The following is a 23,033-nucleotide window of genomic DNA, read 5'->3' as shown; positions in this document are numbered from 1 at the left end:
TTTTTTATTCTGTGGAAGGCTGCATTAGCAGTTGTTGGTTAGCTTCCTCAATCTCAAAATATTCTGCAAGTTCTCGTTCTCCCCAATGAGCTCCATAACTCTCATTATGTTGACTAAGATCCAGACCGAGATGCTCACTTTTAGCCGAAACCCGCATTGGTACCATTTTATCTGTTAACCAGTAAAGAGCATATGTTACAACAAAAGTATATCCCCCCACAATTATGACGGCTAATACATGAATCAGAAAAACATGGATATTCCCTGCTAAAAGGCCATTAACAAAGATTCCAGTAAGAATTGTGCCTATAATACCTCCAACTCCATGTGTAGGAAAAACATCTAAAGCATCATCTACAGAACTGTAATTTTTCCAGTGCACAGCCACATTGCAGACAATAGTTGTAACAAAAGCAATAAAAATGCTTTGTCCCACAGTAACATATCCGGCCGAAGGTGTAATAGCCACCATTCCCACAACCGCTCCAATGGCAGCTCCCATAGCCGAAGATTTACGACCACGTAAACAATCAAAAAACACCCATACCAACATAGCCGTTGCCGAAGCAGTATTTGTATTTAAAAATGCTTTAACAGCAATGCTGTTGGCTGCAAGCGAGGACCCTGCATTAAAACCAAACCATCCCAGCCAAAGCATGGATGCTCCTAAAATAACTAAAGCAATGTTTGCCGGTGTTCTATCTCCGCCTTGGTCATTACGTTTTCCTAAGAACAAAGCACCAGTCAAAGCAGCGACTCCGGAAGAGGCGTGCACAACTATACCTCCGGCAAAATCAACGACTCCCAACTGACGCAGAAAACCATGAGGATGCCAGGTCCAATGGGCAAGTGGACAATAAACAAAAATACAAAACAGAGCCATAAAAACCAGATAAGCAGAAAAACGAACCCGTTCAGCAAATGAACCGGTAATAAGTGATGGGGTAATTATGGCAAATTTCATTTGAAACAAAGCAAACAACGCCAATGGTATTGTAGGAGAAAGTACTTGGTCAGTTTTGGCTCCGACACCATTAAACATAAAAAATGTCATGGGGTTACCTACAAAACCGGCTATATCATTACCATAAGCAAGACTAAAGCCACAAACCACCCAAATTACACTGATCACTCCCATTGCTATAAAACTTTGAAGAATTGTAGAAATTACGTTCTTCTGCCGTACCATACCTCCATAAAAGAAGGATAAACCGGGAGTCATCATTAAAACAAAAATAGTAGCGGTAATCATCCAGGTTACATCTGTATAGTTAACTTTAGCATCAGGTTCCCATAACCCCGCTTTCTCCGGAGTAAATACTCCAATCACACTTATGATGACAATTACCGCCATCATTACAATCCATTTTTTCTTCATCCTCTAAACTTTTTTACTCATTATACCTATATCAAATAGCACGAAGCAATAAATTTAAGCTATAGGCCATCATTTTGATATTATTTTTGCAAATATACTAATCATTATGAAATTATAATATATATATTTAAATCTTTTTGCTACTTAATCTTAATAATTACATCAAATAGACAAAATAAAAAATAGGATTGAGAATAACACTTTATCAAAAAATAGTGTATCTTTCGCCAAGTTTAACTTAAAAATCTAACACTATGATTATTGGAATACCAAAAGAGATCAAAAACAACGAGAACAGGGTCTCACTTACTCCGGGTGGAGCTAAAGAATTAGTCAAAAGAGGTCATACCGTTTACGTGCAGCATAATGCAGGGGTGAACAGTGGTTTTGATGATGAAGCATACGTTGCTGCAGGTGCAAATATTCTTTCCAGCATTGAAAAGGTTTACGATATTGCCGAAATGATTGTAAAAGTTAAAGAGCCCATTGAATCGGAGTATAAATTAATCAAACCCAATCAGGTTATTTTCACCTATTTTCATTTTGCTTCTGAAAGAGAACTAACATATGCTATGATAGAAAGCGGAGCTATCTGCATTGCCTATGAAACAGTTGAGAAAGAAGACAGATCATTGCCGCTTTTAATACCTATGTCGGAAGTTGCAGGAAGAATGTCCGTGCAGGTTGGAGCACGTTTTCTTGAGCAGCCTCAGGGAGGAAAAGGACTGTTGATCAGCGGTGTTCCCGGAGTAAAACCTGCCAAAGTGCTTGTGCTTGGAGGTGGAATTGTTGGAACAAATGCAGCGTTAATGGCTGCTGGAATGGGCGCGGACGTAGTTATTACAGACATTTCTCTCCCCCGATTGAGGTATCTTAGCGAAGTGATGCCTCCAAATGTGAAAACTCTTTTCTCTTCTCAACATAACATTGAAGAAGAATTACCCACTATAGACCTGGTTATTGGCGCAGTATTAATACCTGGTGCAAAAGCTCCGCATCTGATAACAAGAGATATGTTGAAACATCTTCGGAAAGGAAGCCTTCTGGTGGACGTAGCAATTGATCAAGGTGGATGCTTTGAAACATCGCACCCAACAACTCATGCCGATCCTCAATATCTAGTAGACGGAATAATGCACTATTGTGTTGCTAATATTCCCGGGGCTGTGCCATTTACCTCTACCCTTGCATTAACCAACGCCACATTCCCTTATGTGTTAATGCTGGCTGAAAAAGGTTGGGAAAAAGCATGCCGTGAAGATACAAGCCTGAAATTGGGCCTGAATATAGTTAAGGGAAAAGTAACTTATCCAGCTGTAGCAGATACTTTCGGATTAAATTATGAACCGGTAGAACTATAATCACAAACCGCGGAGAGTCTTTATTCTCCGGCCGATATTATTGTATATCATAATGGTAAATCCTTTTCTCCACCCGGGTGTACAACACTTGTACATCCGGGTGTAACTATATTCTCCATCCGGGTGTACGCATACTGTACACCCGGGTGTAGAGAGAAATTCACGTAAAGAGAAAATAAACTCTTCTTCAGAAAAACATTTAGTTCAGCTATTTCTTTACCGAAAAGTATGTTTCTCTAGCTTTCAGAGAAAAGCACCCCTGTGTAAAGCGTGTGACTTTGTGTAAATATTATCGATGTCACACACAAAGTCACGCACCTGCACAATATTGATTTGCAGTCAGATACAAACTTTTGAGTGACTTGCGCGACTTGCGTGACTTTAAAAAAACAATTATATGGAGAGGTAGATTGAACCTGAGCCACTCAGAATGAAGAAAGCTCTGATATTTTCTGATGAGAACAGTTAAACTCACAGATAATCTCTTTTATCACTTCGCTTACCGGCTGAATCTCATGAATCAGTGATGAAATCTGACCTATTTCCAGTTCACCATCTTCCAGATTACCTTCAAAGATGCCTTTCTTTGCCCTTCCTCTACCCAGAAGTTCGCGCATTTCTTCTACAGATGCACCACGAGCCTCAGCCTCTTCCACCTCTGAGAAAAATTTACTTTTAGCCAAACGGGTTGGAGAGAGTTTCTTGAGCAAAAGCTTAGTATCACCCTCGCTCAGGCTTAGGCAGTATTCTTTAAAAAGAGAATGTGCAGAGCTTTCAGTTGTAAGTGCAAAACGCGTTCCCATCTGAGCCCCTTCGGCACCGAGAGCCATAACCGCCAGCATTGCTTCACCCGAGCCTATTCCACCAGCAGCAATCAGAGGAAGCACAGTAGCTTTTCTTACAGAAGGAATGAGACACAAAGTTGTGGTTTCCTCTCTTCCGTTATGTCCTCCAGCTTCAAAGCCTTCAGCTACGATAGCATCGACACCAGCAGCTTCGCACTTCTCGGCAAACTTGGCACTAGAGACCACATGAGCCACCTTGATGCCGTTTTCTTTCAGATAATTTGTCCAGTTTTTAGGATTGCCTGCCGAGGTAAAGACAATCTTCACACCTTCATCGACCACAATCTTCATGATTTCGTCTATCTGCGGATACATTAATGGAATATTTACGCCAAACGGTTTATTGGTAGCCTCCTTACATTTTTTAATGTGTTCGCGAAGAACTTCCGGATGCATGGAACCAGCACCAATTAGTCCCAGGCCTCCTGCATTACTCACTGCCGAGGCAAGGCGCCAACCACTGCACCACACCATTCCACCCTGAATTATGGGATATTTAATTCCAAACAGGTTACAAATTCTGTTCATAAGCTTTTTATTTTCAAATTTAGCTGAAATAAACAGATTAAGAAAAAAGCTATGGCAAAAGTTTCAGTTCTTCCAGTTTTTTAGATATGCTTTCATCACAAGCCAGCAAAGAAATAGCCTGGTTATTCTGGTCAAGCATCAGAATCATACTTTCCCTGTTTTTCCCTGTCATCACATAAACCGGATTGTAATAAGCCGCTTTATGAAGATATTTGGCAATACAGGCAGTTCCCTCCTTCTGATCGCGTTCAGAAATGGGAAATAGTTCGAAATCACTTTTCCTAGTATCTACAAACTTAGCCACTTCGGGGAAATTCTGCTTAGCTAAGTCTTTGTCTTTGCAAAAGAGGTAGACAATTTTGTACTTTTTATGAGAGGAACGAATCAAAGAATCCATCATAGCCACATCAGTCATTCTGATTTTTACAAGCTCTTCGGGCATTTCAGTTTCAATATTATAAGAACCTTTTGACAAATCTGCATAATGGGTCCAGTAATCTTTTGGCGTTTTACGAAAAATTGACTGAAGCATATCTTCTGCACTGAACGAAAAAGCTGGTCTTGAAGAGGGGCCAGCCATTGCCGCAATTCTATCCGGGGCAAGGTAACGGGGTTTAATTGCATCACTATTGATAACCATACCTCTACCTACCTGAGTTTTCTGAGGTGTGAAAGCCATAGCATTGACAGATAATCCTTTACGCTTCATGTTTACCAGACTGGTTCCAAAGCATGAAAAGCCTAGCATTGGCCTTCCTTCTTCTAAATTGGTGTTTACCTTACCAAGAATCTTATTGGTAAGATCCTTTATTTCGGTGGAACTTCCGATTGAATTTGAAGATGGAGATATACGTGGAGCTCCCAGATTGATTGATTTCAGGGCATCCGGGTTAATATAGATTTCTTTTTCGGGAGATAATTCACTGGTCTGGACAGTTTTTTTTCTTTTTAATGTGTCAGTGCGCTGCTGTGCAATTGAAACAGTCAGTCCAAAAAACAAAAACAACAAAAACAGATATATCCTTTTAATCATTTAATTCCAACAATATTCTGAACCTTCCAAAGGATTTTCTTGAAAAGGATCTGTTTGAGCATAATCAGGTCGACTCATCACTCTCTCCCACCATTTAATATATAAATCGGCTACTTTCTTTACTTCTCTATCTGTAAGAAATGCATATTGAAGATGTTTATTCACATTTTTATGAATAAGCTTGCAGCCGAACGACGCATAACGTCCTACCCTCGCGGATTCTATTGTCCACAGCACACACTCTCCTAACCTGTAATTAGCATATGGTCCATAAACAGCTCCAACATTAACCGGGAAAGATGCTACATGTGACATATCTTTGACATGAGTAATTAATTCGGGAATATCTTTTTTTGCAAACACCGGAACTTCCACAAAACCAAACGGACTTCTGGTATTATAATTACCGGACTTTATCTGTTTTACAAAGGTTTCCGGATCTGGATTATCAAAATTCACCTCATCCCCTTTGCATCCCGTAAAGAGAAAGAATCCTACTAATAATATCCTTATTACATTCTTCATTGTACCGATTCTTTTAGTGTTTCCAATGTAGCTAATACATTACCTTTACTCCACAACTTACATATAAATTAACCGGTCGGTTATTTCTGAGTGTATAAGCCGAAGTGTGATCACTCAGTGAATAGGCGATACCCGGCTCTGCATAAACAGCAAGACTTTCGGAAGCATTGTACTGAAAACCAATAGAAGAAGTAAAAGAGAACTGCATCCCGTTCAATGCAAGCGATTTTTCTTCAGTTTCTGTCAGTCTGCTCCCTGTATAATATTTAATTCTGTCTTTAGCAGAAACACATTCTTCCATTAATGCTCCTCCTGACAGATACAGATCAAATTTTCTTTTATTTATAAGGGTCCAGTTAAGCTTCAAAGGTATTCCCACATACTTGATTGTCTGATTGGTAACGGTAGACGCATTATTATCTGTTATATCAGAATGAGTAACCGTATAATTCAATCCGCTTTCAAGAGTCAGATTATTAATAAGCTTTTTACTTACTGATAATCCCAGGGTAAGAGGAGTTTTATGGTTAATGTTAAGCTGATGTTGATCATCACCTATCTTAGTAAGCTCTTTACCTCCACCGATGGATGCGGTAACTCCGAATGACCAGTCACTTTCAAAGTGAGGTTTTATCTCTTCATCAGTATTTTGCTTCACTTCGGCCAACATGCTATTCTCCATTCTGTTACCCGTATCTTTCTGTTGAACAACCGACAATGTCTCTATTGACGCCAAATCACTCTTTTCAGTATTTAAAGAAGTATCTGCAACCAGTATTTCTTCAGATTCAGACACGGAGGTCTCCTTAACTTCAGTAACCGGGATATTCAAAGAAGTTTTCTCCTTTTTTATTACTTGGACGTTCTTCTTTACAGCAGGCGCGGATGCATCAGACAATGCAGAAGATATTGGTTGACGTGGAGTAAACATCCAAACTGCTGCCGAGCAGGCAACCAATATTAAAAAAACAGCTGCAGCTGCAATCAAACAGATTGAATACATCCTGTGAGACGAAGATTGGGAAAGTTCACTTTCCAAGTCATCCCACATATCCTTTTGCAACGGAATCTCATAATTCTTCAGTCGCGAGTGGAACAATTCTGTTATTTCATCTTCATTTTTCTTCATTGCTGATATATTCTTTAATTCTCTTTGCTAGCATACATTTGGCTCTATAAAGCTGGGAGGTGGAAGAATGCTCGTTTATACTAAGCATAGCTGCTATCTCTTTGTGCGTCTTTTCTTCGAACACATATAAATTAAATACTGTTCGATAACCTGCCGGTAGTTCTGTTACAAAAAGCATCAACTGTTCATCCGAAATTCCTTCATACAACTCCTTTTCAGGTAAATCAATCACATCTGGCAGTTCTTCTTCCTGAACAATCAACTCTTGCATTTTTTTCTTTCTTTGCAGATAGTCAAGTGAAAGATTAGCCATTATACGTCCCATCCATAATCCGAGAGACCCATTTCCACGATAATCAAATTTAGAGATTGATTTAAATATCTTTATAAAACCATCGTGCAAAATATCGTGCGCCACATCCATATCACCGGTATAGCGGTAACAAACAGCAAGCAGCCTCTTGGAATAAAGGGTGTAAAGCCCCTTCCGGGCTTCGTTATTTCCAGCCCGACATCCTTTTACCAGTTCAAACTCATCTTTCAACTTTACTTGTGTTTTTATAGACTGTTTTGCGTTGTCTATCTATTTAACTCCGTGAAATTATAAATGCTGCATGAAATAAAGAAGAAAATTCTATTTTTAACTTATATTTATATATCAATAACAAACAAAAGGGAAAAGATGTTTCAGAATTAACTTTTCAGACTTAGTAATATTACCATTATTTTTTCAATCGTTCAGCTCTGTTCATTAGTTGTGTATTTATAGAATAAAGTTGATTCCGATAAGAGGTTCTAATAATAAAAAACTGTCTTTAATCATGCACACCTACAAAATAAAAAGAGCTGCCTTAAAATAAGACAGCTCCATCTGTTATTAATCAAAAAAGATTTGCTATAAAATCTTTAGCAAGCTTTAAAACTCATATCAAGTCCTTTTACAGAATGGGTAAGTGCTCCTACAGAGATGAAATCCACTCCACATTCAGCATAATCACGAAGTGTTTTGAAAGTGATACCGCCTGAGGATTCTATTTCGAATTTACCGCCAATCATTTCTACAGCTTTACGGGTATCTCTGATGTTGAAATTGTCAAGCATAATACGATCAATGCCGCCTAAATCAAGAACCTGCTGTATTTCATCAAAATTGCGTACCTCAATTTCAATTTTCAGATCTTTACCTTTCTCTTTGCAATATTGTTTAGCTCGGTTAATGGCCTTGTCAATGCCACCGGCAAAGTCTACATGGTTATCCTTTAATAGGATCATATCAAAAAGACCAATACGGTGATTTACCCCTCCACCAATTTTAACTGCTTCTTTTTCAAGCATACGCAATCCCGGAGTTGTTTTGCGGGTATCCAGCACTCTGGTTTTAGTACCTTCCAATGCTTTTACATATTTACGGGTTGTAGTTGCGATACCGCTCATACGCTGCATAACATTCAGCATCAATCGTTCTGTTTGCAACAAAGACTGAATTTTACCTTCTACAATCATTGCTACATCACCTGATTTCACTTCCGCTCCATCATTTATAAAAACTTCCACCTTCAATTCTGGATCGAAACGGTGAAATATTTCTTTTGCAATCTCAATTCCTGCAAGTACACCTTCTTCTTTAATCAGAAGTTTTGATTTCCCCATTGCAGTGGCTGGAATACACGATAGAGTTGTATGGTCGCCATCGCCTATATCTTCAGCGAAGGCAAGATCTATTAATCTGTCAATTAAATCATTCATTTGTCTTATCTATTCTTATTTGATGAATCAGTGCTGGATTGTTGCCGCTCTTCTTAAAAAAACAGTTCACCCTGAAAGGGCCGTTCACCGTATTCAATGTTCCAATTATAAAGCCCGACTCATTCCGGCTTCCCTGATGATTGACCGAAAAGCCGGTCACTTTATTGGCCGAAAAGAAGTCCGCCATCTTCTGTTGAGCTTCAGTTTTGTTCACGCTCTGAGGGTTATTACGTATAATCATAACTACCTGATTGCCTAAAAACGGAAGTAAATCCTGTGCACTTCCTTTTCTGAAAGCTGTTTCCAGTCCGGAAGTAATATCCTGCACCTGGGCAAAAACCGTACAGAACATCATAGCCGATAACATTAAAAGGATTTGTTTTTTCATATCAATGAGCATTAATACTTTGCAAAGTTATGGATTATTTCCTTAAAACCATACGTAATTTCCCTAATTCAAGATAAAAGACCTATTTTTGCATCTTCAAAATCTCCAAAAAATAATTTATCCATGAAAATAGCACTTATCGTTGTAGGAAGAACAGTAGAGAAGCATTACATAACAGCAATCAATGATTATATTGAGCGCACTAAGCATTATATTTCTTTTGACATGGAGGTGATTCCCGAACTTAAAAACACCAAAAGTCTTACAATGGAACAGCAAAAAGAAAGGGAAGGAGAACTTATCCTGAAAGCTTTTCAGCCAGGTGATGTGGTAGTGCTACTTGACGAATTCGGGAAAGAATTCCGTTCCGTGGATTTTGCCGGATGGATTGAAAGGAAAATGTCGACTGTAAACAAGCGATTAGTCTTTGTAATCGGAGGACCTTATGGTTTTTCTCAGAAGGTATATTCCGCAGCGCAAGAGAAAATCTCATTATCAAAGATGACCTTTTCACATCAGATGATAAGACTTATCTTCGTAGAGCAGCTTTACAGGGCAATGAACATCTTGAACAACGGACCTTATCATCATGAATAAAAAACTCCCGGCGGTTAAATCAGCTTAACCATCCGGGAGCACCAAACACATATACTTATCTAACAAACACTTTATATTCCCAGGGAGCCAGGGTTACCGGAAGATGGGCCTTCTTCCCCAGAAAATAGTCCTTAAAAACACCTATAGGAGCATTTCTCTTGAATGAAAGAGTGGCTGGTTCCTTACCAAGATTCAGGTAAACCAGAACTTCTGATGCGGGAAGTTTGCGAGCAAAAATATAAACGTTAGGAGAATCGGTGAAATACCTCACCATCTCTCCTCCTTTATCGCCGGCAGACAATGCTGCTTGAGTATGTTTCAACTCGTTAAGTTTCTTATAGAACTCGAATGTTTCATTTTTTGTCCAGTCGGGTGCTTTGTCTTTTTCGAAAAATTTCAATGCCCGGTTCATTCCCACTTCTTGTCCTGTATAAATAAGCGGCATTCCTTTCAATGTATAAGTAAGGACGGCAAATGCCCTTACACCCTCGCCCAACCTGTCAAACTCAGTACCTTCCCATGAGTTCAGGTCATGATTAGTAATGTGATTCATCAGATAAGCATCTTTTGGGAAAATACTATCCTGATGAGCCAGCAACTTATCAAGTTCTTCGGCTGCTTTTACTTTGTTCGTTTCTGAATCCGCACTATCTTTCTTATGAACGTATTGAGCTTTGCCAGCATCTTTTGGGCCTTTCACAATTTTCGTCATCAGATCTTTTAACGGCCAGTTATAACTCATATCAAAAGCCTTCTTGTTCAACTCCGGTTTTTCAGCCTCAGCAAGCATAAACATTGGTTTGATAGAATCAAGCTCTTTGCGGGCTTCATCCCAAAAATCTGTTGGCACTTCAAAAGCAACATCACAACGGAAACCATCTATATCGCACTCTTTAACCCAAAATTTCATCGCATCAAGCATGGCTGCACGCATGTCCATCTTTGTATAGTCAAGTTTATAGGTATCTGTCCAGTCAAACGGGCTCACAATTTTGCCCAGACTATCTTTCACATACCAGTTGGGATGTTTTTTTACCCATACATTATCGCAGCCGGTGTGATTGGCCACCCAATCAAGTATTACTTTAAATCCCATTTCATGCGCCTTTTCCACCATTTCTTTAAAATCGGCTATGGTTCCAAACTCAGGATTTACTTCCTTGTAATTCTTCACAGCGTAGTAACTGCCCAACTTTCCTTTACGATTTTTCTCGGATATAGGATTTATCGGCATGAACCATAAAATATCTACTCCAAGCTCTTTTAATCTGGGTAAATGATTCTGAAACGCCTTTATAGTGCCCTCATCTGTATATTGGCGAAGGTTAACTTCATAAATCACTGCATTGCGCGACCACTCTGGGTGAACAACTCCTGTTTGTAATATTGGACTTTCTTTCCTTGTGCTGCAGGATAAAAGAGATAAAACAAGGAATAATGGAATTAGATGACGTAATTTCTTCATAGTAAAATACTAATAGGTTATTATACTTCAAATATATTAAATTCAGAACAAACAAATTGAGTACATAACATCAAAAAGGGAATTGACTAGTGCGAACGTTTGCACTACTCAGAAAGAATCAAATCCAGATAAACAGGAAGATGATCGCTGAATCCACCCTGGTACTTCATTCCATAATAGGTTCGGAAAGGTTTATAACCTGAATACTTTTCGTCTTTTTCTAATAGGAAAGGAGAATTACAAATACCTGCCAGTTTTTCCGATGTAGATAATTTACCATCACCTGTTAGTAATGAACCCGAAACAATAATCTGGTCGAGAATGCACCATTCACCTTGGTATTTGTAAGTGCCGAATGAGCGGTCTTTTTCCCTGTTTGCCAACAGGTTGTATAATTTTTCGCGTTGTATTGTACCAGATGGAGTCTTTGCATCCAGCACTTCAGAGATTGATCTGTTGCTGGGATAGTCATTAAAGTCGCCCATAATGAGGATATTGGGATGATTTCGCACCTTAAAAAGACTGTCTGTATAGAGCTTCAACCGCTTTGCGGCAATAAGTCGATAGGGTTCACTTTCAATCTCGCCTCCTGTTCGGGACGAAAAGTGACAGACAAACACATCCAAGGTATCTCCGGTGACCACTTCTCCTGCCACATGCAGAATGTCGCGCGTTGTTTTCTTTGGATTATTTGGGAAAGCTATTCGTATAGAGTGCTGTTCAACCAGTTTAAAACTTCCCCGCTGATACAACAGTGCCACATCAATGCCTCGTTCATCGGGCGAATCAGTCATCACATATCTATATCCTTGTGCTTTCAGTGGGGAGAATCTGACCAGTGCCGTCAATACACTATCATTTTCCACTTCACAAAGCCCAACCAACGCCGGAGGAGTCCACTCTCCTACTGCGGTTATTACTTTGCTTATGTTAATCAGTTTTTTCTTATACCTGCCATAGTGCCAGGCTCTCAGAGCTTGAGGCTGAAATTCATAATCGTTTTTCAACGTGTCATGTTTGCAATCAAACAGATTTTCCACGTTATAAAACATCACACGAAATCTGTTTTGAGCCAAACTGCTTTCCCCACTGAAGATCAGAGTGAATAAGCACACAAAAAACAGATTACGTTTAAATGTCATGCCATATTTTATTTATCACCCGATTCCCATTCGTAACAACCCGCGTCGGGCTTACCATCTTTCAGCCGATAACGACCATTTAGGTCGTACGGATAATTCCTGGCTATTTCCGGATCGGCTATGTTGATTGCCTTGTTCAATGAGTCGGGACGAAAATCATATCTAAAATCATCCTTTCCAATATAAATGAATTTATTCTCTTTTGCCCAGGTAATATTAACCAAGACATCACTGGCTGGTTCCTCTTTGGAGTTAATCAGTGAATGAGAAAAATAATAATCAAAAGAGACGTTTTGTTTATCTGATTTGCTCCCGGCAATCTCATCTGCAGAAGTGCCGGTTATAAGACAATTGTAGAATGAAGCCTTAACTGGATAATCAATCTTTCCATTATAATTAGAATAGGTCAGAGCAACCCCTTTACGAATTCCCCATGAATAGAAGTCGGCTATTGTGCAGTGGGTGAAAGTATAATCTCCCCCCAATAAATTAACGCAATTCTTCCCGGCATTTGTAATTTGACAATTGGATATTGCCGCTTTACACGAAATAAGGCTTAACCCATCACCCTCCACATTATGCACGATAGAATTGGTCATTTCGAGTTTATTCTGGTCTACGGCCGACGAATCACATAAAATGCCATATTTACCGCTATGAATATCGGCATAATCAAAGCGATTATTATAGCTGCCTGAGTAGATGTGAATTCCTCCCCACTGGCCAGGGACACGATCATAAGGAAGGTTGGTAAACATTTTATCAAGACGGTCACCGCGGAACAATACGGGATTTCCGAGAGTTCCTTGTGCATTAATTGTGCCATGCAGCAGCAGATTGGCTTTATCATGGAAATAGAGCTTTGTCCCCGCTTCACAATTTAAATTGGCGCCTTCGGAAACTTTAAGGCTGTCATATATCAATATCGGACGATTTGAAGTAAATGTTGAATCTCTGTTAATCGTTTTCCCTTTCAGTATTATCACATCCTGCCCGTAAGCCATTAGCTTTACATCCTGTTTAACTCCATTGGTTGTGAATACTAAAGAATCTTTTATCAGCACAGGGTTATCTCTGTCCAGAGGATTGATTTTCACCTCAACAAAAATATGCATGCTATCTTTTGCCTGAATCTCCACATCGGCAAACTGAGTTCCTTTCTGTCCGTCAATATTAACTTTAAAACCTGAGTTAGCCGCATTAGCAAGCATTATCGACGATATCAGAAGAGGTTTATTATTGGGGTTATAAACTTTAATTTGTGCCGTAGCCGACCCGATAGTTGTAAAAACAGTATCAAACGAGAGGGTATCCTGAGAAAAGGTCAGCAAATGAGTTGAATCTGTGGAAAAACTCTCTTCATTGCACGAATGGAAAAGAGTGCTCAAACCAGAGATCATAATGCTCAGAAATACAATCGTCAGAATCTTCTTCATAAGTATATATAAATATAGGGATAACCAGTATTAGCTATCCCTATATAAAACGTTGAATAAGCGTAAATATTATTTCTTAGCAGGAATATTCACCAATACTTCCAACAAATGTCTCCAGAATTTATCTACAGTTGGAATCAGCATCCGTTCATCAGGAGAATGAACCCCTCTTAATGTCGGGCCGAAAGAGACCATATCGAGTGAAGGATACTTTTCCAGGAAAAGTCCGCATTCAAGTCCGGCATGAATGGCTTTTACTTTAGGTTCCACGCCAAATAAGCGTATATATGTTTCCTGTGCCACTTTCAGAATAGGCGAAGCCGGATTGGGTTTCCATCCTGGATACCCGTCTCCCACATTAACCTTTGCACCTCCAAGCTCGAATGCAGCCTTCACTGCAGCAGATACATCTTTTCTTGATGAGAGCGTAGAACTACGTTGACTTGTTACAACGCGGATAATATTATTATCGCTCATCTTTATGGAAGCAAGATTGGATGATGTTTCCACGAATCCCGGTATTTCCTGACTCATAGCAAACACACCATTGAAAACAGCATATAGAGATTTAATCAACCGAGTTGTTGTTTCACGGTCGATAGCAACAGATACCGGCGATTCTGACTGAAGCACCCACTTCATATTGGGTTCGGTTACTGCATATTCTGCTTCTACTTCTGATGCAAAAACATTTAAATCGATGCGGATTGGCTCTTTGTAGGCCATAGGTACTGCACAAACAGCATATGCCTCACGAGGGATAGCATTATGTAGGTTCCCTCCGTTGATTTCACAAAGATACAAATCATATTTATCTGCCAATATAGATAAGAAGCGAACCAACTGTTTGTTGGCATTTGCTCTATTCTTATTGATATCGTCGCCAGAGTGTCCACCTGAAAGTCCTTTTATGTCGACGCGGAAATAGAAGTAATCCTTGGGAGCACTTATCGGTTGGTAGGTATACTCGGCTAAAGTGTTTGCCCCACCTGCACATCCAATGAAAAGCTCACCTTCATCTTCCGAATCCAGATTGATTAGTATATCACCGCTTATAAACCCTTCTTTCAATGCGAATGCACCTGTTAATCCAGTTTCTTCATCTACGGTAAAGAGGCATTCTAGCGGTCCGTGTTCTATTTCATCAGAAGACAGAACAGCCAGCTGAGTAGCTACGCCAATTCCGTTATCGGCACCTAACGTAGTTCCTTTTGCTTTGAGCCATTCTCCATCAACAATTGTCTGAATAGGGTCATTCATGAAATCGTGATCTACATCACTGTTCTTTTCGCACACCATATCAATATGCGACTGAAGCACTACTGTATGAAGATGTTCTTTCCCTTTCGTTGCAGGCTTCTTTATTAAAATATTCCCTGCTTCGTCAATTTTTGATTCAAGTTTGTATTTATTTGCAAATGCTATTAAATATTGGATAATCTTTTCTTCTTTTTTAGAAGGACGAGGCACTTTACAAATCTCTTCAAAGAAATGAAATACCTCAACTGGCTTTAATTCTGTTTTATTCATATGCTTATGTATGTTTATACTTAGTATTTTCATGGTGAAATTACTAAATATGGTTAAATTGATTACTTTCTATGAAAACCGAACACACTTTTTATTAGAAAAGAGCATGTATAATCCTTTCAAAAGTCTATATTTGCAGCACAAAAATAATAGAAATGCATGACACTACCCCTAAAACAGTGTTAATTGTTGCAACTTAGATGCACTAGCAATTCTGATATTATTTTTTAGAAGATTTGAAATTTAACCTTTTATTATCCTTAGATAAGAAAAATACAAAATAAAAAGATAATAACTATTTAGAAACTATATTCAAACGAATTATGAAGAGAATTAATTACCTTGCAAAAGGAATCTTAGCTGCAGCTGTGATTGTTATGTTTACTCAATGTAACGGAAAGAAAGCTGAATCAGAAGAATCAAGTGCTGCAAATATGGGAGCAGCGCCAAGTGGTCTGAAAATAGCTTATGTAGAAATAGACACACTGCTTACCAAATACACCTTCTGGAATGATCTTAATGAAATGATGATGAAGAAGGAAGAAAACATCCGTGCAACTCTTAACCAGAAAGCACGTGAGCTTGATGCAGAAGGAAAAGAATTTCAACGCAAGGTACAAAACAATGCTTTTGTAAGTCGTGAAAGAGCAGAACAAGAAAATGCACGTCTTATCAAAAAACAACAAGAGCTACAGGAATTACAAACCAGATTGACTAACGAAATGCAGGCTGAAAACCAGAAAAATAGCATCCAGTTACGCGATTCTATTAATTCATTCTTGAAGATTTATAATAAAAAGCATAAATACAGCATGATTTTCAGCAATACTGGTTTTGACAATCTATTGTATGCCGACAAAGCTTATAACATCACAAATGATATTATTAAAGGATTAAATGATAGATACGCTCCTTCACAGAAGAAGAAATAAAATCATTTAAATCATTATAAATTATAAGAAAGGGTGAAATCACAATGAGATTTTACCCTTTTATAATTTATAGCTATCTTACAATTAATCCAGATATATATTCAATGATAAAACTTTTGTTTTGAAAAAGCTTATGAAAGGTATGCAGGAATTACTTTAAGTAAGATTTCCGATAGTTGATAGGTGACATACCGGTATGCTTCTTAAAGTATTTACCAAAGAAGGATTGATTTGGGAAATTCAGTTCCTGCGATATTTCCTGAATAGTACAAGAAGATCTAAGCATTAATTTACTTTCCAGTATTACACAATAATCAATGCACTCTTTTGCCGGCTGTCCAACCACCTTTTTAACCAGAGAAGAAAGATATTTAGGTGACACGCAAAGTTTATCAGCATAAAATGATACATCTTTAGCCTCCTTAAAATTCTCAAACACCAAATTAAAAAACTTTCTAACCATCTCTTCCTTTCGGGATATTGACTCAAGGATATTCTTATTACGATCAGCCAACCGATGGATGTTTATCAAAATAGAGCACAAAAGATGCTTGACAATATCTCTTTGATGTTCATTTTGTTCTTCTTCCATATGCTTCCACATAAGATTAAAGATTGTCATCAACTGTTCCATTTCTTCATCTTTCAATGAAAGAGTCGGCTTATTCTGATTTGCGAGAAAAACAGGTGGATATTTTCTTAAATCATTCAATAAATCTTTCATATACTCAGGAGAGATGGAAAAAAAGACATAACGAAAATCATCACTCGATTCTTTATTAAAGACAATTGAATGTCTTGCAATAAAAAACAAATCATTTTTAGATATAGTGATAGTTTTTAGATTAATCTCTACGTTTCCAGAACCACTAAGGCAGAAACCAATATAATTTCGGTCAGTATGAATGGGACATTCCTGTTCAAATAAGTTAATTGAGCCGGAAACCATTGCAAAGTTATCATCTATGGATACTGATTTATCAGCAAGTTCTAACAGCCTATCATACATATCAAATTCCTTTTAGACCACAAAAATATCATTAATTTTGTTAAATTCCGAAAAATCCGATGAATTATTGACCAATTATAATGCACTTTAGAACTTTCGTGCTTCTTAAATTGTTAAGACCTTTGCATTGAATAATTTAGATAAAATGTATATTAACCAATACGACATTATTTATGTTTAAGAAAAAAGGTAGATTGTTTACTGCTCCATTAGCGCTTTGCGGAGCATTATTAATGTGTTTTTCACTCTCTTCATGCAAAAAAGGTAATAAACAAGCAAAAGAGATGAACCTGGAATATCCGGTAACAGTCTTGAGTCCGACCAATGTTGAACTTAAAAGTTCGTATCCTGCGGTAATCAAAGGTAAGCAAGATATTGAGATACGTCCTCAGATATCAGGAATTATTACACGTCTATGCATAGATGAAGGTTCAACTGTACGAAAAGGACAAACTTTATTCATTATTGATCCGGTACAGTATCAGGAAGCTGTCAATGCCGCTCAGGCCGCAGTTAATGTGGCAACATCAAATGTGGCAACAGCTCAGCTTACCGCCGAGAATAAACGTGAACTTGCAAAAAATAATATCATCGGTGCTTACGAGTTGCAAACAGCCGAAAATGCACTCGCATCAAGTAAAGCCCTTCTTGCTCAGGCAAAGGCACAACTTATCAGTGCCAAAAAGAATCTCTCATACACTAAGGTAACAAGTCCGTCAAACGGCGTGGTGGGAACTATTCCTTATCGTGTAGGAAGCCTTGTTAGCCCAAGTACTCCAACCCCACTGACAACAGTTTCTGATATTTCAGAGATGTATGCCTATTTTTCCATGACTGAAAGACAACTGTTAACTCTTACCGCACAAGGAAATTCCGCAAAGGATATCTTGGATAAGATGCCTGCAGTGGAATTAAAAATGATAGATGGATCAATTTATGGCGAAACAGGAAAGGTTGCTACTATGAGCGGAGTTATAGACCAAAGTACAGGTTCTGTAAGTCTCAGGGCAAAATTTCCAAATAAAAATCACACATTGCGCAGTGGAGGGTCAGGTTCTGTCCTGATTCCATATAAGATGGATAATTGCATCGTTGTTCCACAAAAAGCAACATATGAAATACAAGATAAGAAATATGTATATGTAGTTGACAACAAATCTACCGTTAAAAGTACACTTATCGAAACATTCCTACTAGACGATGGACAAAACTATGTTGTTACTTCGGGGCTGAAAGCTGGCGATAAGATTGTTGTTGAAGGCGCAGGAACTTTGAAAGATGGCATGCAAATAAAGGAAATTACTCCTGAAAAAGCTGCAGCCAAAAAAGCTATGGAGGAAAAGGCCGCTAAAGAAACTTCAAAGTAACCTGATCTGTTTAAAAATTGACAAAATATGAAATTAGATAAATTTATTAACCGACCGGTACTCTCAACGGTCATCTCAATATTTATCGTTGTATTGGGGATACTAGGGCTTGTATCGTTGCCTGTTGAACAATATCCAAATATTGCTCCCCCAACGATTCAGGTAAGTACCACCTATACCGGAGCAAATGCACAAACTGTAATGAATAGTGTTATCGCTCCGCTCGAAGAAGCTATCAACGGAGTGGAAAACATGCTCTATATGACATCTACAGCCGCTAATAACGGTATGGCTACAATCAATGTATACTTTAAACAAGGCACTAATCCCGACATGGCAGCAGTAAACGTACAAAATCGTGTTGCTAAAGCTCAGGGGTTGCTGCCTGCCGAAGTTACCAAAGTAGGGGTTATTACCAGTAAGCGACAAACCAGTATGCTGATGGTATTCTCTGTATACAGCGAAGACGACAAGTACGATCAGACATTCCTTCAGAATTATGCCAAGATCAATGTTCTGCCACAAATCATGCGTATACCCGGTGTGGGCGACGCCATGGTTATGGGTGCCCGCGAATATTCCATGCGTATCTGGCTGAAGCCGGAGGTGATGGCTCAATATAAACTGATGCCGGGAGACATTTCGGCTGCACTAGCTGAACAGAATATCGAATCGGCACCTGGACAGTTCGGGGAAGATGGAGGACAATCGTTCCAATACATTCTGAAATCAAAAGGACGCTTGCAGAAAACTGAAGAATTTGAAAACATTGTGGTTCGTGCCACTCCAGATGGAAATGTCTTAAGACTGAAGGATGTGGCCCGGATTGAGCTGGGTGCACAGTCAAATAGCGTTAAAAGTTTCACTAACGGACGTAATGGTGTATCCTGCATTATATTCCAGACTCCGGGGTCAAATGCTACCGAAATCATCAATAACATTTCATCGTTCCTGAGTGAAACAGAAGGCTCGCTGCCGGCCGGTGTAAAATACAATGTATTGATGAATACCAATGACTTCTTGTATGCCTCCATCTACGAAGTGCTGAAGACTTTGTTGGAAGCATTTATCTTGGTAGTACTCGTTGTATATATATTCCTGCAGGACTTCCGTTCTACGCTGATTCCGGCAATTGCCATCCCGGTGGCGCTTGTGGGTACCTTCCTGCTGCTTAAGCTGTTTGGCTTCAGTATTAACCTTCTTACCTTGAGCGCTCTGGTACTAGCCATTGCGATAGTGGTGGACGATGCCATAGTGGTGGTCGAGGCCGTCCATGCCAAATTAGACCAAGGATATAAATCAGCAAAACAAGCCTCAATTGATGCTATGAGCGAAATCTCCGGTGCCATCCTTTCCATATCGCTGGTAATGATGGCGGTGTTCATCCCTGTAAGCTTTATGGGAGGAACCGCTGGTGTATTCTATCGTCAGTTCGGTATTACTATGGCAGTTGCAATCGGTTTATCAGCTGTCAATGCATTGACCCTAAGTCCGGCACTTTGCGCAATCTTCCTCAAGCCACATGGAAAAGAGGGAGAAGGTAACCAGAAAACAACTTTCGTACAAAGTTTCCATACGGCTTTCAACACCACTTACAATGTGATGCTTGAAAAATACAAGGGAGGCGTTACACGGATCATCAAGCGTCGCTGGCTATCCGCCGGGCTTGTTGTTATAAGCTTTATAATCCTTGCATTGCTGATGAAGTTTACTCCAACCGGAATGGTGCCAAACGAAGATACCGGAACTTTGATGATAAACATAACAATGGCTCCCGGAACCTCACTTGAACGAACAGAGGCAACCGTTAAAAAGGTCGATGAGATTCTCAAGGCCAATCCGCTGATTAAAAGTAGTACTCAGATTTGCGGTTACGGTCTTATTACAGGTGCAGGTAGCTCTTACGGCACATTCATCTGTAAGCTTAAAGACTGGGATGAGCGAAAAGGTAAAGGACAAGACGTTAACAGCATCATGGGAATGCTTTATATGCAGACCGCCGGATTCAAGGATGCACAAATCCTTATTTTTGCTCCTCCAATGATTCCGGGATACAGTATGACCAGCGGTTTTGAATTTAATCTTCAGGATAAAACCGGTGGTAGTTTGCAAAACTTTAGCATGGTGGCACAGGATTTTCTTGGAAAACTGAATAAACGTCCTGAAATTGCAAGAGCTATGACCTCTTTCAACCCGAACTTCCCTCAATATCAGGTTGATGTGGATGCCGCCAAATGTAAACAGGCAGGAATCAAGCCTAATACCATTCTTGAAACTCTTCAGGGGTATTATGGCGGTATGTATGTGTCCAACTTCAACCGTTTTGGTAAGCTGTACCGGGTGTATGTACAGGCTGATGCAAGATATCGTATCAACCCGGAAACACTGAACAGTATCTTTGTAAGAAACGGGGAAGAGATGGCTCCCATCTCTCAGTTCATGACCATTCAGAAAGTTTATGGTCCCGACGTGATTAACCGCTTCAACATGTTTACATCCATGGCTGTGAATGGAGCTCCGGCACCGGGCTATACATCTGGTGATGCTATTAAGGCCATCGAAGAGGTTGCCGCTCAGACATTGCCAACTGGATACGGTTACGAATTCTCGGGTATGACGCGTGAAGAGCAGAGTACCGGAGCAAGTACCACCGTCATTGTCTTTGCTTTGTGTCTTGTATTTGTTTACTTATTGCTGAGCGCTCAATATGAAAGTTATATATTGCCTCTGGTGGTAATTCTTTCCATTCCGTTTGGACTTGCCGGTACATTTATTTTCGCCCAGTTCATGGGAACGGCCAATAATATATACCTGCAAATTGCATTGATTATGCTTATTGGTTTGCTGGCTAAGAATGCAATTCTGATAACTGAGTTTGCGCTGCAAAGGCGTCACGCCGGAATGAGCATCAAGTGGTCGGCAGTTCTGGGGGCAACAGCTCGTCTTCGTCCTATTCTGATGACGTCACTGGCTATGATTATTGGTTTGCTTCCATTAATGTTTGCCAGCGGTGTAGGAGCCAATGGTAACAGAACTTTAGGTGGTGGTGCCGTAGGTGGTATGTTAATCGGTGTATTATGCCAGATATTTGTGGTACCCGGATTATTCGTAATCTTTGAATATCTACAGGAAAAAATCAAACCTATCGAAAAAGAAGGAATGGATGTAAGCGAAGCAATGCCCGAGCTTGAACAGTATACTAACATTGATAAAGAATAACGGAATGAAAAAACAGATAATAGGAATGATGTGTGCAACTGCCTTACTAAGCAGTTGCAACATCTACAAATCATATGAGAGGCCAGTAGTGAACACTTCCGGTCTGTATCGGGATACCATTTCAATAAACGATACTTTGGTTTCTGATACAACCAATATGGGAAATCTCCCCTGGAAGGAAGTGTACCGCGATCCGAAGCTTCAATCACTGATTGAACAGGGGCTTTCCAATAATATTAACCTACAGACAGCCATGCTTCGGGTGGAACAGGTAAAAGAAGGTTTGCGGGCTGCTCGTTTAGCCTTTCTGCCATCGTTGGCACTTACACCTCAGGGAACCATCAGTAGTTTTGATAACCATGCAGCAACCAAAACTTATCAGCTGCCGGTCTCGTCAAGTTGGGAGTTAGATTTGTTTGGCAATATTCTAAATGCAAAAAGAGAAGTAAAAGCAACGTTAATGCAAACCGAAGCTTACCGTCAGGCTGTACAAACACAGGTTATAGCCAATATCGCCAATTGTTACTATACGCTTTTACTCCTAGATGGTCAGTTATCAATTACTGAAAAGACAGCCCGAAATTGGGAAGAGAACGTGAAGGCAATGAAAGCGATGAAAAATTCGGGACTTTACGGAATAACTGAAGCAGCTGTGGCTCAAAGCGAGGCATACTATTATCAGGTAAATGCCACATTGCCGGATCTTCGCCGCCAGATTCGTGAAACCGAAAATGCGCTTTCTTTGTTGCTAGCACAGACTCCTCGACACATAGAACGTGGTACAATGGACGAGCAAGTAATGCCTGAACATTTATCAGTAGGAATACCATTGCAGATGCTGTCCAATCGGCCGGATGTAAAACAGGCTGAAATGACTCTTGCAGGTGCTTATTATGCAACAAATCAGGCACGCTCTGCTTTTTATCCAAAGATAACATTAAGCGGGTCGGCCGGATGGACTAACAGTGCCGGAGGTGCAATTACAAATCCGGGGAATTTTTTGGCATCAGCGTTAGGTTCCATAACTCAGCCATTATTTACAAGAGGAGCTCTTACCGCACAGCTTAAAATAGCAAAATCACAACAACAGCAAGCTCTGCTCTCGTTTGAAAACAGTATTCTGAAAGCCGGCGCCGAAGTTAGCGATGCTTTATATAAATATCAGTCAGCGAACGACAAATGCGTGCAAAGAAAACTGCAAATTGAATCTTTAACAAGTGCACTTAATAAAACCGAGCAGTTAATGAAGCTGGGAAATTCAAGATACCTGGAAGTTCTTACGGCACAACAATCATTGCTTAGCGCGCAGTTATCCGATGTACAGGACCGTTTTCAGAGTATCCAGGCAGTCATCAGCCTATACCAAGCTTTGGGAGGCGGAAGATAAAACATAACTAAAAATA

At 39.6% G+C, this 23,033-nt stretch carries 19 protein-coding genes; 6 read left to right on the top strand and 13 right to left on the bottom strand.

Annotation, left to right across the window (positions count from 1 at the left end; translation table 11 throughout):
• Nucleotides 1-4 precede the first annotated feature (4 nt).
• Nucleotides 5-1,378, bottom strand: a complete 1,374-nt coding sequence (locus ABWU87_RS02735) for an ammonium transporter (RefSeq protein WP_353333058.1) — start codon at nt 1,376-1,378, stop codon at nt 5-7.
• A 254-nt stretch (nt 1,379-1,632) separates the two neighbouring features.
• On the opposite strand from ABWU87_RS02735, the gene ald reads away from it, so the two are divergent.
• A complete protein-coding gene (gene ald / locus ABWU87_RS02730) occupies nt 1,633-2,739 on the top strand; it encodes an alanine dehydrogenase (RefSeq protein ID WP_353333056.1) in 1,107 nt (368 codons plus the stop codon).
• 425 nt (nt 2,740-3,164) lie between these two features.
• On the opposite strand, the gene ABWU87_RS02725 is transcribed toward ald, so the two are convergent.
• The 7 genes from ABWU87_RS02725 to ABWU87_RS02695 form a co-directional block, all read right to left on the bottom strand.
• Complete coding sequence (locus ABWU87_RS02725) at nt 3,165-4,112, bottom strand: NAD(P)H-dependent flavin oxidoreductase (RefSeq protein WP_353333054.1); 948 nt, start codon at nt 4,110-4,112, stop codon at nt 3,165-3,167.
• A 49-nt stretch (nt 4,113-4,161) separates the two neighbouring features.
• Complete coding sequence (locus tag ABWU87_RS02720) at nt 4,162-5,145, bottom strand: hypothetical protein (protein ID WP_353333052.1); 984 nt, start codon at nt 5,143-5,145, stop codon at nt 4,162-4,164.
• The gene (locus ABWU87_RS02715) at nt 5,146-5,670 is read right to left on the bottom strand and encodes a DUF4943 family protein (RefSeq protein ID WP_353333051.1); all 525 of its coding nucleotides are present in this window, start codon (nt 5,668-5,670) and stop codon (nt 5,146-5,148) included.
• 31 nt (nt 5,671-5,701) lie between these two features.
• The gene (locus ABWU87_RS02710) at nt 5,702-6,799 is read right to left on the bottom strand and encodes an outer membrane beta-barrel protein (RefSeq protein WP_353333049.1); all 1,098 of its coding nucleotides are present in this window, start codon (nt 6,797-6,799) and stop codon (nt 5,702-5,704) included.
• Entirely contained in the window at nt 6,786-7,343 is a 558-nt protein-coding gene (locus ABWU87_RS02705; protein WP_353333047.1) for an RNA polymerase sigma factor, read from the bottom strand. The genes ABWU87_RS02710 and ABWU87_RS02705 overlap by 14 nt, the downstream gene beginning before the upstream one ends.
• A 362-nt stretch (nt 7,344-7,705) precedes the next feature.
• Nucleotides 7,706-8,545 carry a carboxylating nicotinate-nucleotide diphosphorylase gene (gene nadC, locus ABWU87_RS02700; protein WP_353333046.1) on the bottom strand — a complete coding sequence of 280 codons (840 nt, stop codon included), beginning with the start codon at nt 8,543-8,545 and terminating at the stop codon, nt 7,706-7,708.
• Nucleotides 8,538-8,933, bottom strand: coding sequence for a DUF4783 domain-containing protein (locus ABWU87_RS02695; RefSeq protein ID WP_353333044.1), 396 nt, complete (start codon nt 8,931-8,933; stop codon nt 8,538-8,540). Before ABWU87_RS02695 ends, nadC begins: the two co-directional genes overlap by 8 nt.
• Before the next feature lie 123 nt (nt 8,934-9,056).
• On the opposite strand from ABWU87_RS02695, the gene rlmH reads away from it, so the two are divergent.
• Nucleotides 9,057-9,530 carry a 23S rRNA (pseudouridine(1915)-N(3))-methyltransferase RlmH gene (gene rlmH, locus ABWU87_RS02690; RefSeq protein ID WP_353333043.1) on the top strand — a complete coding sequence of 158 codons (474 nt, stop codon included), beginning with the start codon at nt 9,057-9,059 and terminating at the stop codon, nt 9,528-9,530.
• A 55-nt stretch (nt 9,531-9,585) separates the two neighbouring features.
• Here the strand turns inward: rlmH and ABWU87_RS02685 are convergent, their stop codons facing one another.
• From ABWU87_RS02685 to ABWU87_RS02670, 4 genes are all read right to left on the bottom strand, one after another.
• Nucleotides 9,586-10,995, bottom strand: a complete 1,410-nt coding sequence (locus ABWU87_RS02685; protein WP_353333040.1) for an alpha-amylase family glycosyl hydrolase — start codon at nt 10,993-10,995, stop codon at nt 9,586-9,588.
• A 104-nt stretch (nt 10,996-11,099) separates the two neighbouring features.
• Nucleotides 11,100-12,137 (bottom strand): endonuclease, encoded by a 1,038-nt coding sequence (locus ABWU87_RS02680; RefSeq protein WP_434533899.1) that lies wholly within the window; start codon nt 12,135-12,137, stop codon nt 11,100-11,102.
• A gap of 8 nt (nt 12,138-12,145) precedes the next feature.
• Complete coding sequence (locus tag ABWU87_RS02675; protein ID WP_353333039.1) at nt 12,146-13,573, bottom strand: right-handed parallel beta-helix repeat-containing protein; 1,428 nt, start codon at nt 13,571-13,573, stop codon at nt 12,146-12,148.
• A 69-nt stretch (nt 13,574-13,642) separates the two neighbouring features.
• Nucleotides 13,643-15,103 (bottom strand): aminoacyl-histidine dipeptidase, encoded by a 1,461-nt coding sequence (locus tag ABWU87_RS02670; protein WP_353333038.1) that lies wholly within the window; start codon nt 15,101-15,103, stop codon nt 13,643-13,645.
• Nucleotides 15,104-15,426: 323 nt separating this feature from the next.
• Here ABWU87_RS02670 and ABWU87_RS02665 point away from each other — a divergent pair, with 323 nt between their 5' ends.
• Nucleotides 15,427-16,035, top strand: a complete 609-nt coding sequence (locus tag ABWU87_RS02665) for an OmpH family outer membrane protein (RefSeq protein ID WP_353333036.1) — start codon at nt 15,427-15,429, stop codon at nt 16,033-16,035.
• A 151-nt stretch (nt 16,036-16,186) separates the two neighbouring features.
• On the opposite strand, the gene ABWU87_RS02660 is transcribed toward ABWU87_RS02665, so the two are convergent.
• Entirely contained in the window at nt 16,187-17,044 is an 858-nt protein-coding gene (locus ABWU87_RS02660; RefSeq protein ID WP_353333034.1) for a helix-turn-helix domain-containing protein, read from the bottom strand.
• Between the two features lie 173 nt (nt 17,045-17,217).
• Between ABWU87_RS02660 and ABWU87_RS02655 the strand changes: the two genes are divergently transcribed.
• From ABWU87_RS02655 to ABWU87_RS02645, 3 genes are read left to right on the top strand one after another with little or no spacing between them, the layout of a single operon-like run.
• Nucleotides 17,218-18,411 (top strand): efflux RND transporter periplasmic adaptor subunit, encoded by a 1,194-nt coding sequence (locus ABWU87_RS02655; protein ID WP_434533898.1) that lies wholly within the window; start codon nt 17,218-17,220, stop codon nt 18,409-18,411.
• A 27-nt stretch (nt 18,412-18,438) separates the two neighbouring features.
• The gene (locus ABWU87_RS02650) at nt 18,439-21,630 is read left to right on the top strand and encodes an efflux RND transporter permease subunit (RefSeq protein ID WP_353333033.1); all 3,192 of its coding nucleotides are present in this window, start codon (nt 18,439-18,441) and stop codon (nt 21,628-21,630) included.
• Between the two features lie 4 nt (nt 21,631-21,634).
• On the top strand, nt 21,635-23,017 hold the full coding sequence (locus ABWU87_RS02645; protein WP_353333031.1) for a TolC family protein: 1,383 nt from the start codon (nt 21,635-21,637) through the stop codon (nt 23,015-23,017).
• Nucleotides 23,018-23,033 lie beyond the last annotated feature (16 nt).

The sequence above is a fragment of the Bacteroides sedimenti genome, assembly GCF_040365225.1.
In the GTDB taxonomy this organism is placed as follows: Bacteria; Bacteroidota; Bacteroidia; order Bacteroidales; family Bacteroidaceae; genus Bacteroides; species Bacteroides sedimenti.
Note: the sequence above shows the minus strand (reverse complement) of the source record. Positions and strands in the feature narration are given on the sequence as shown.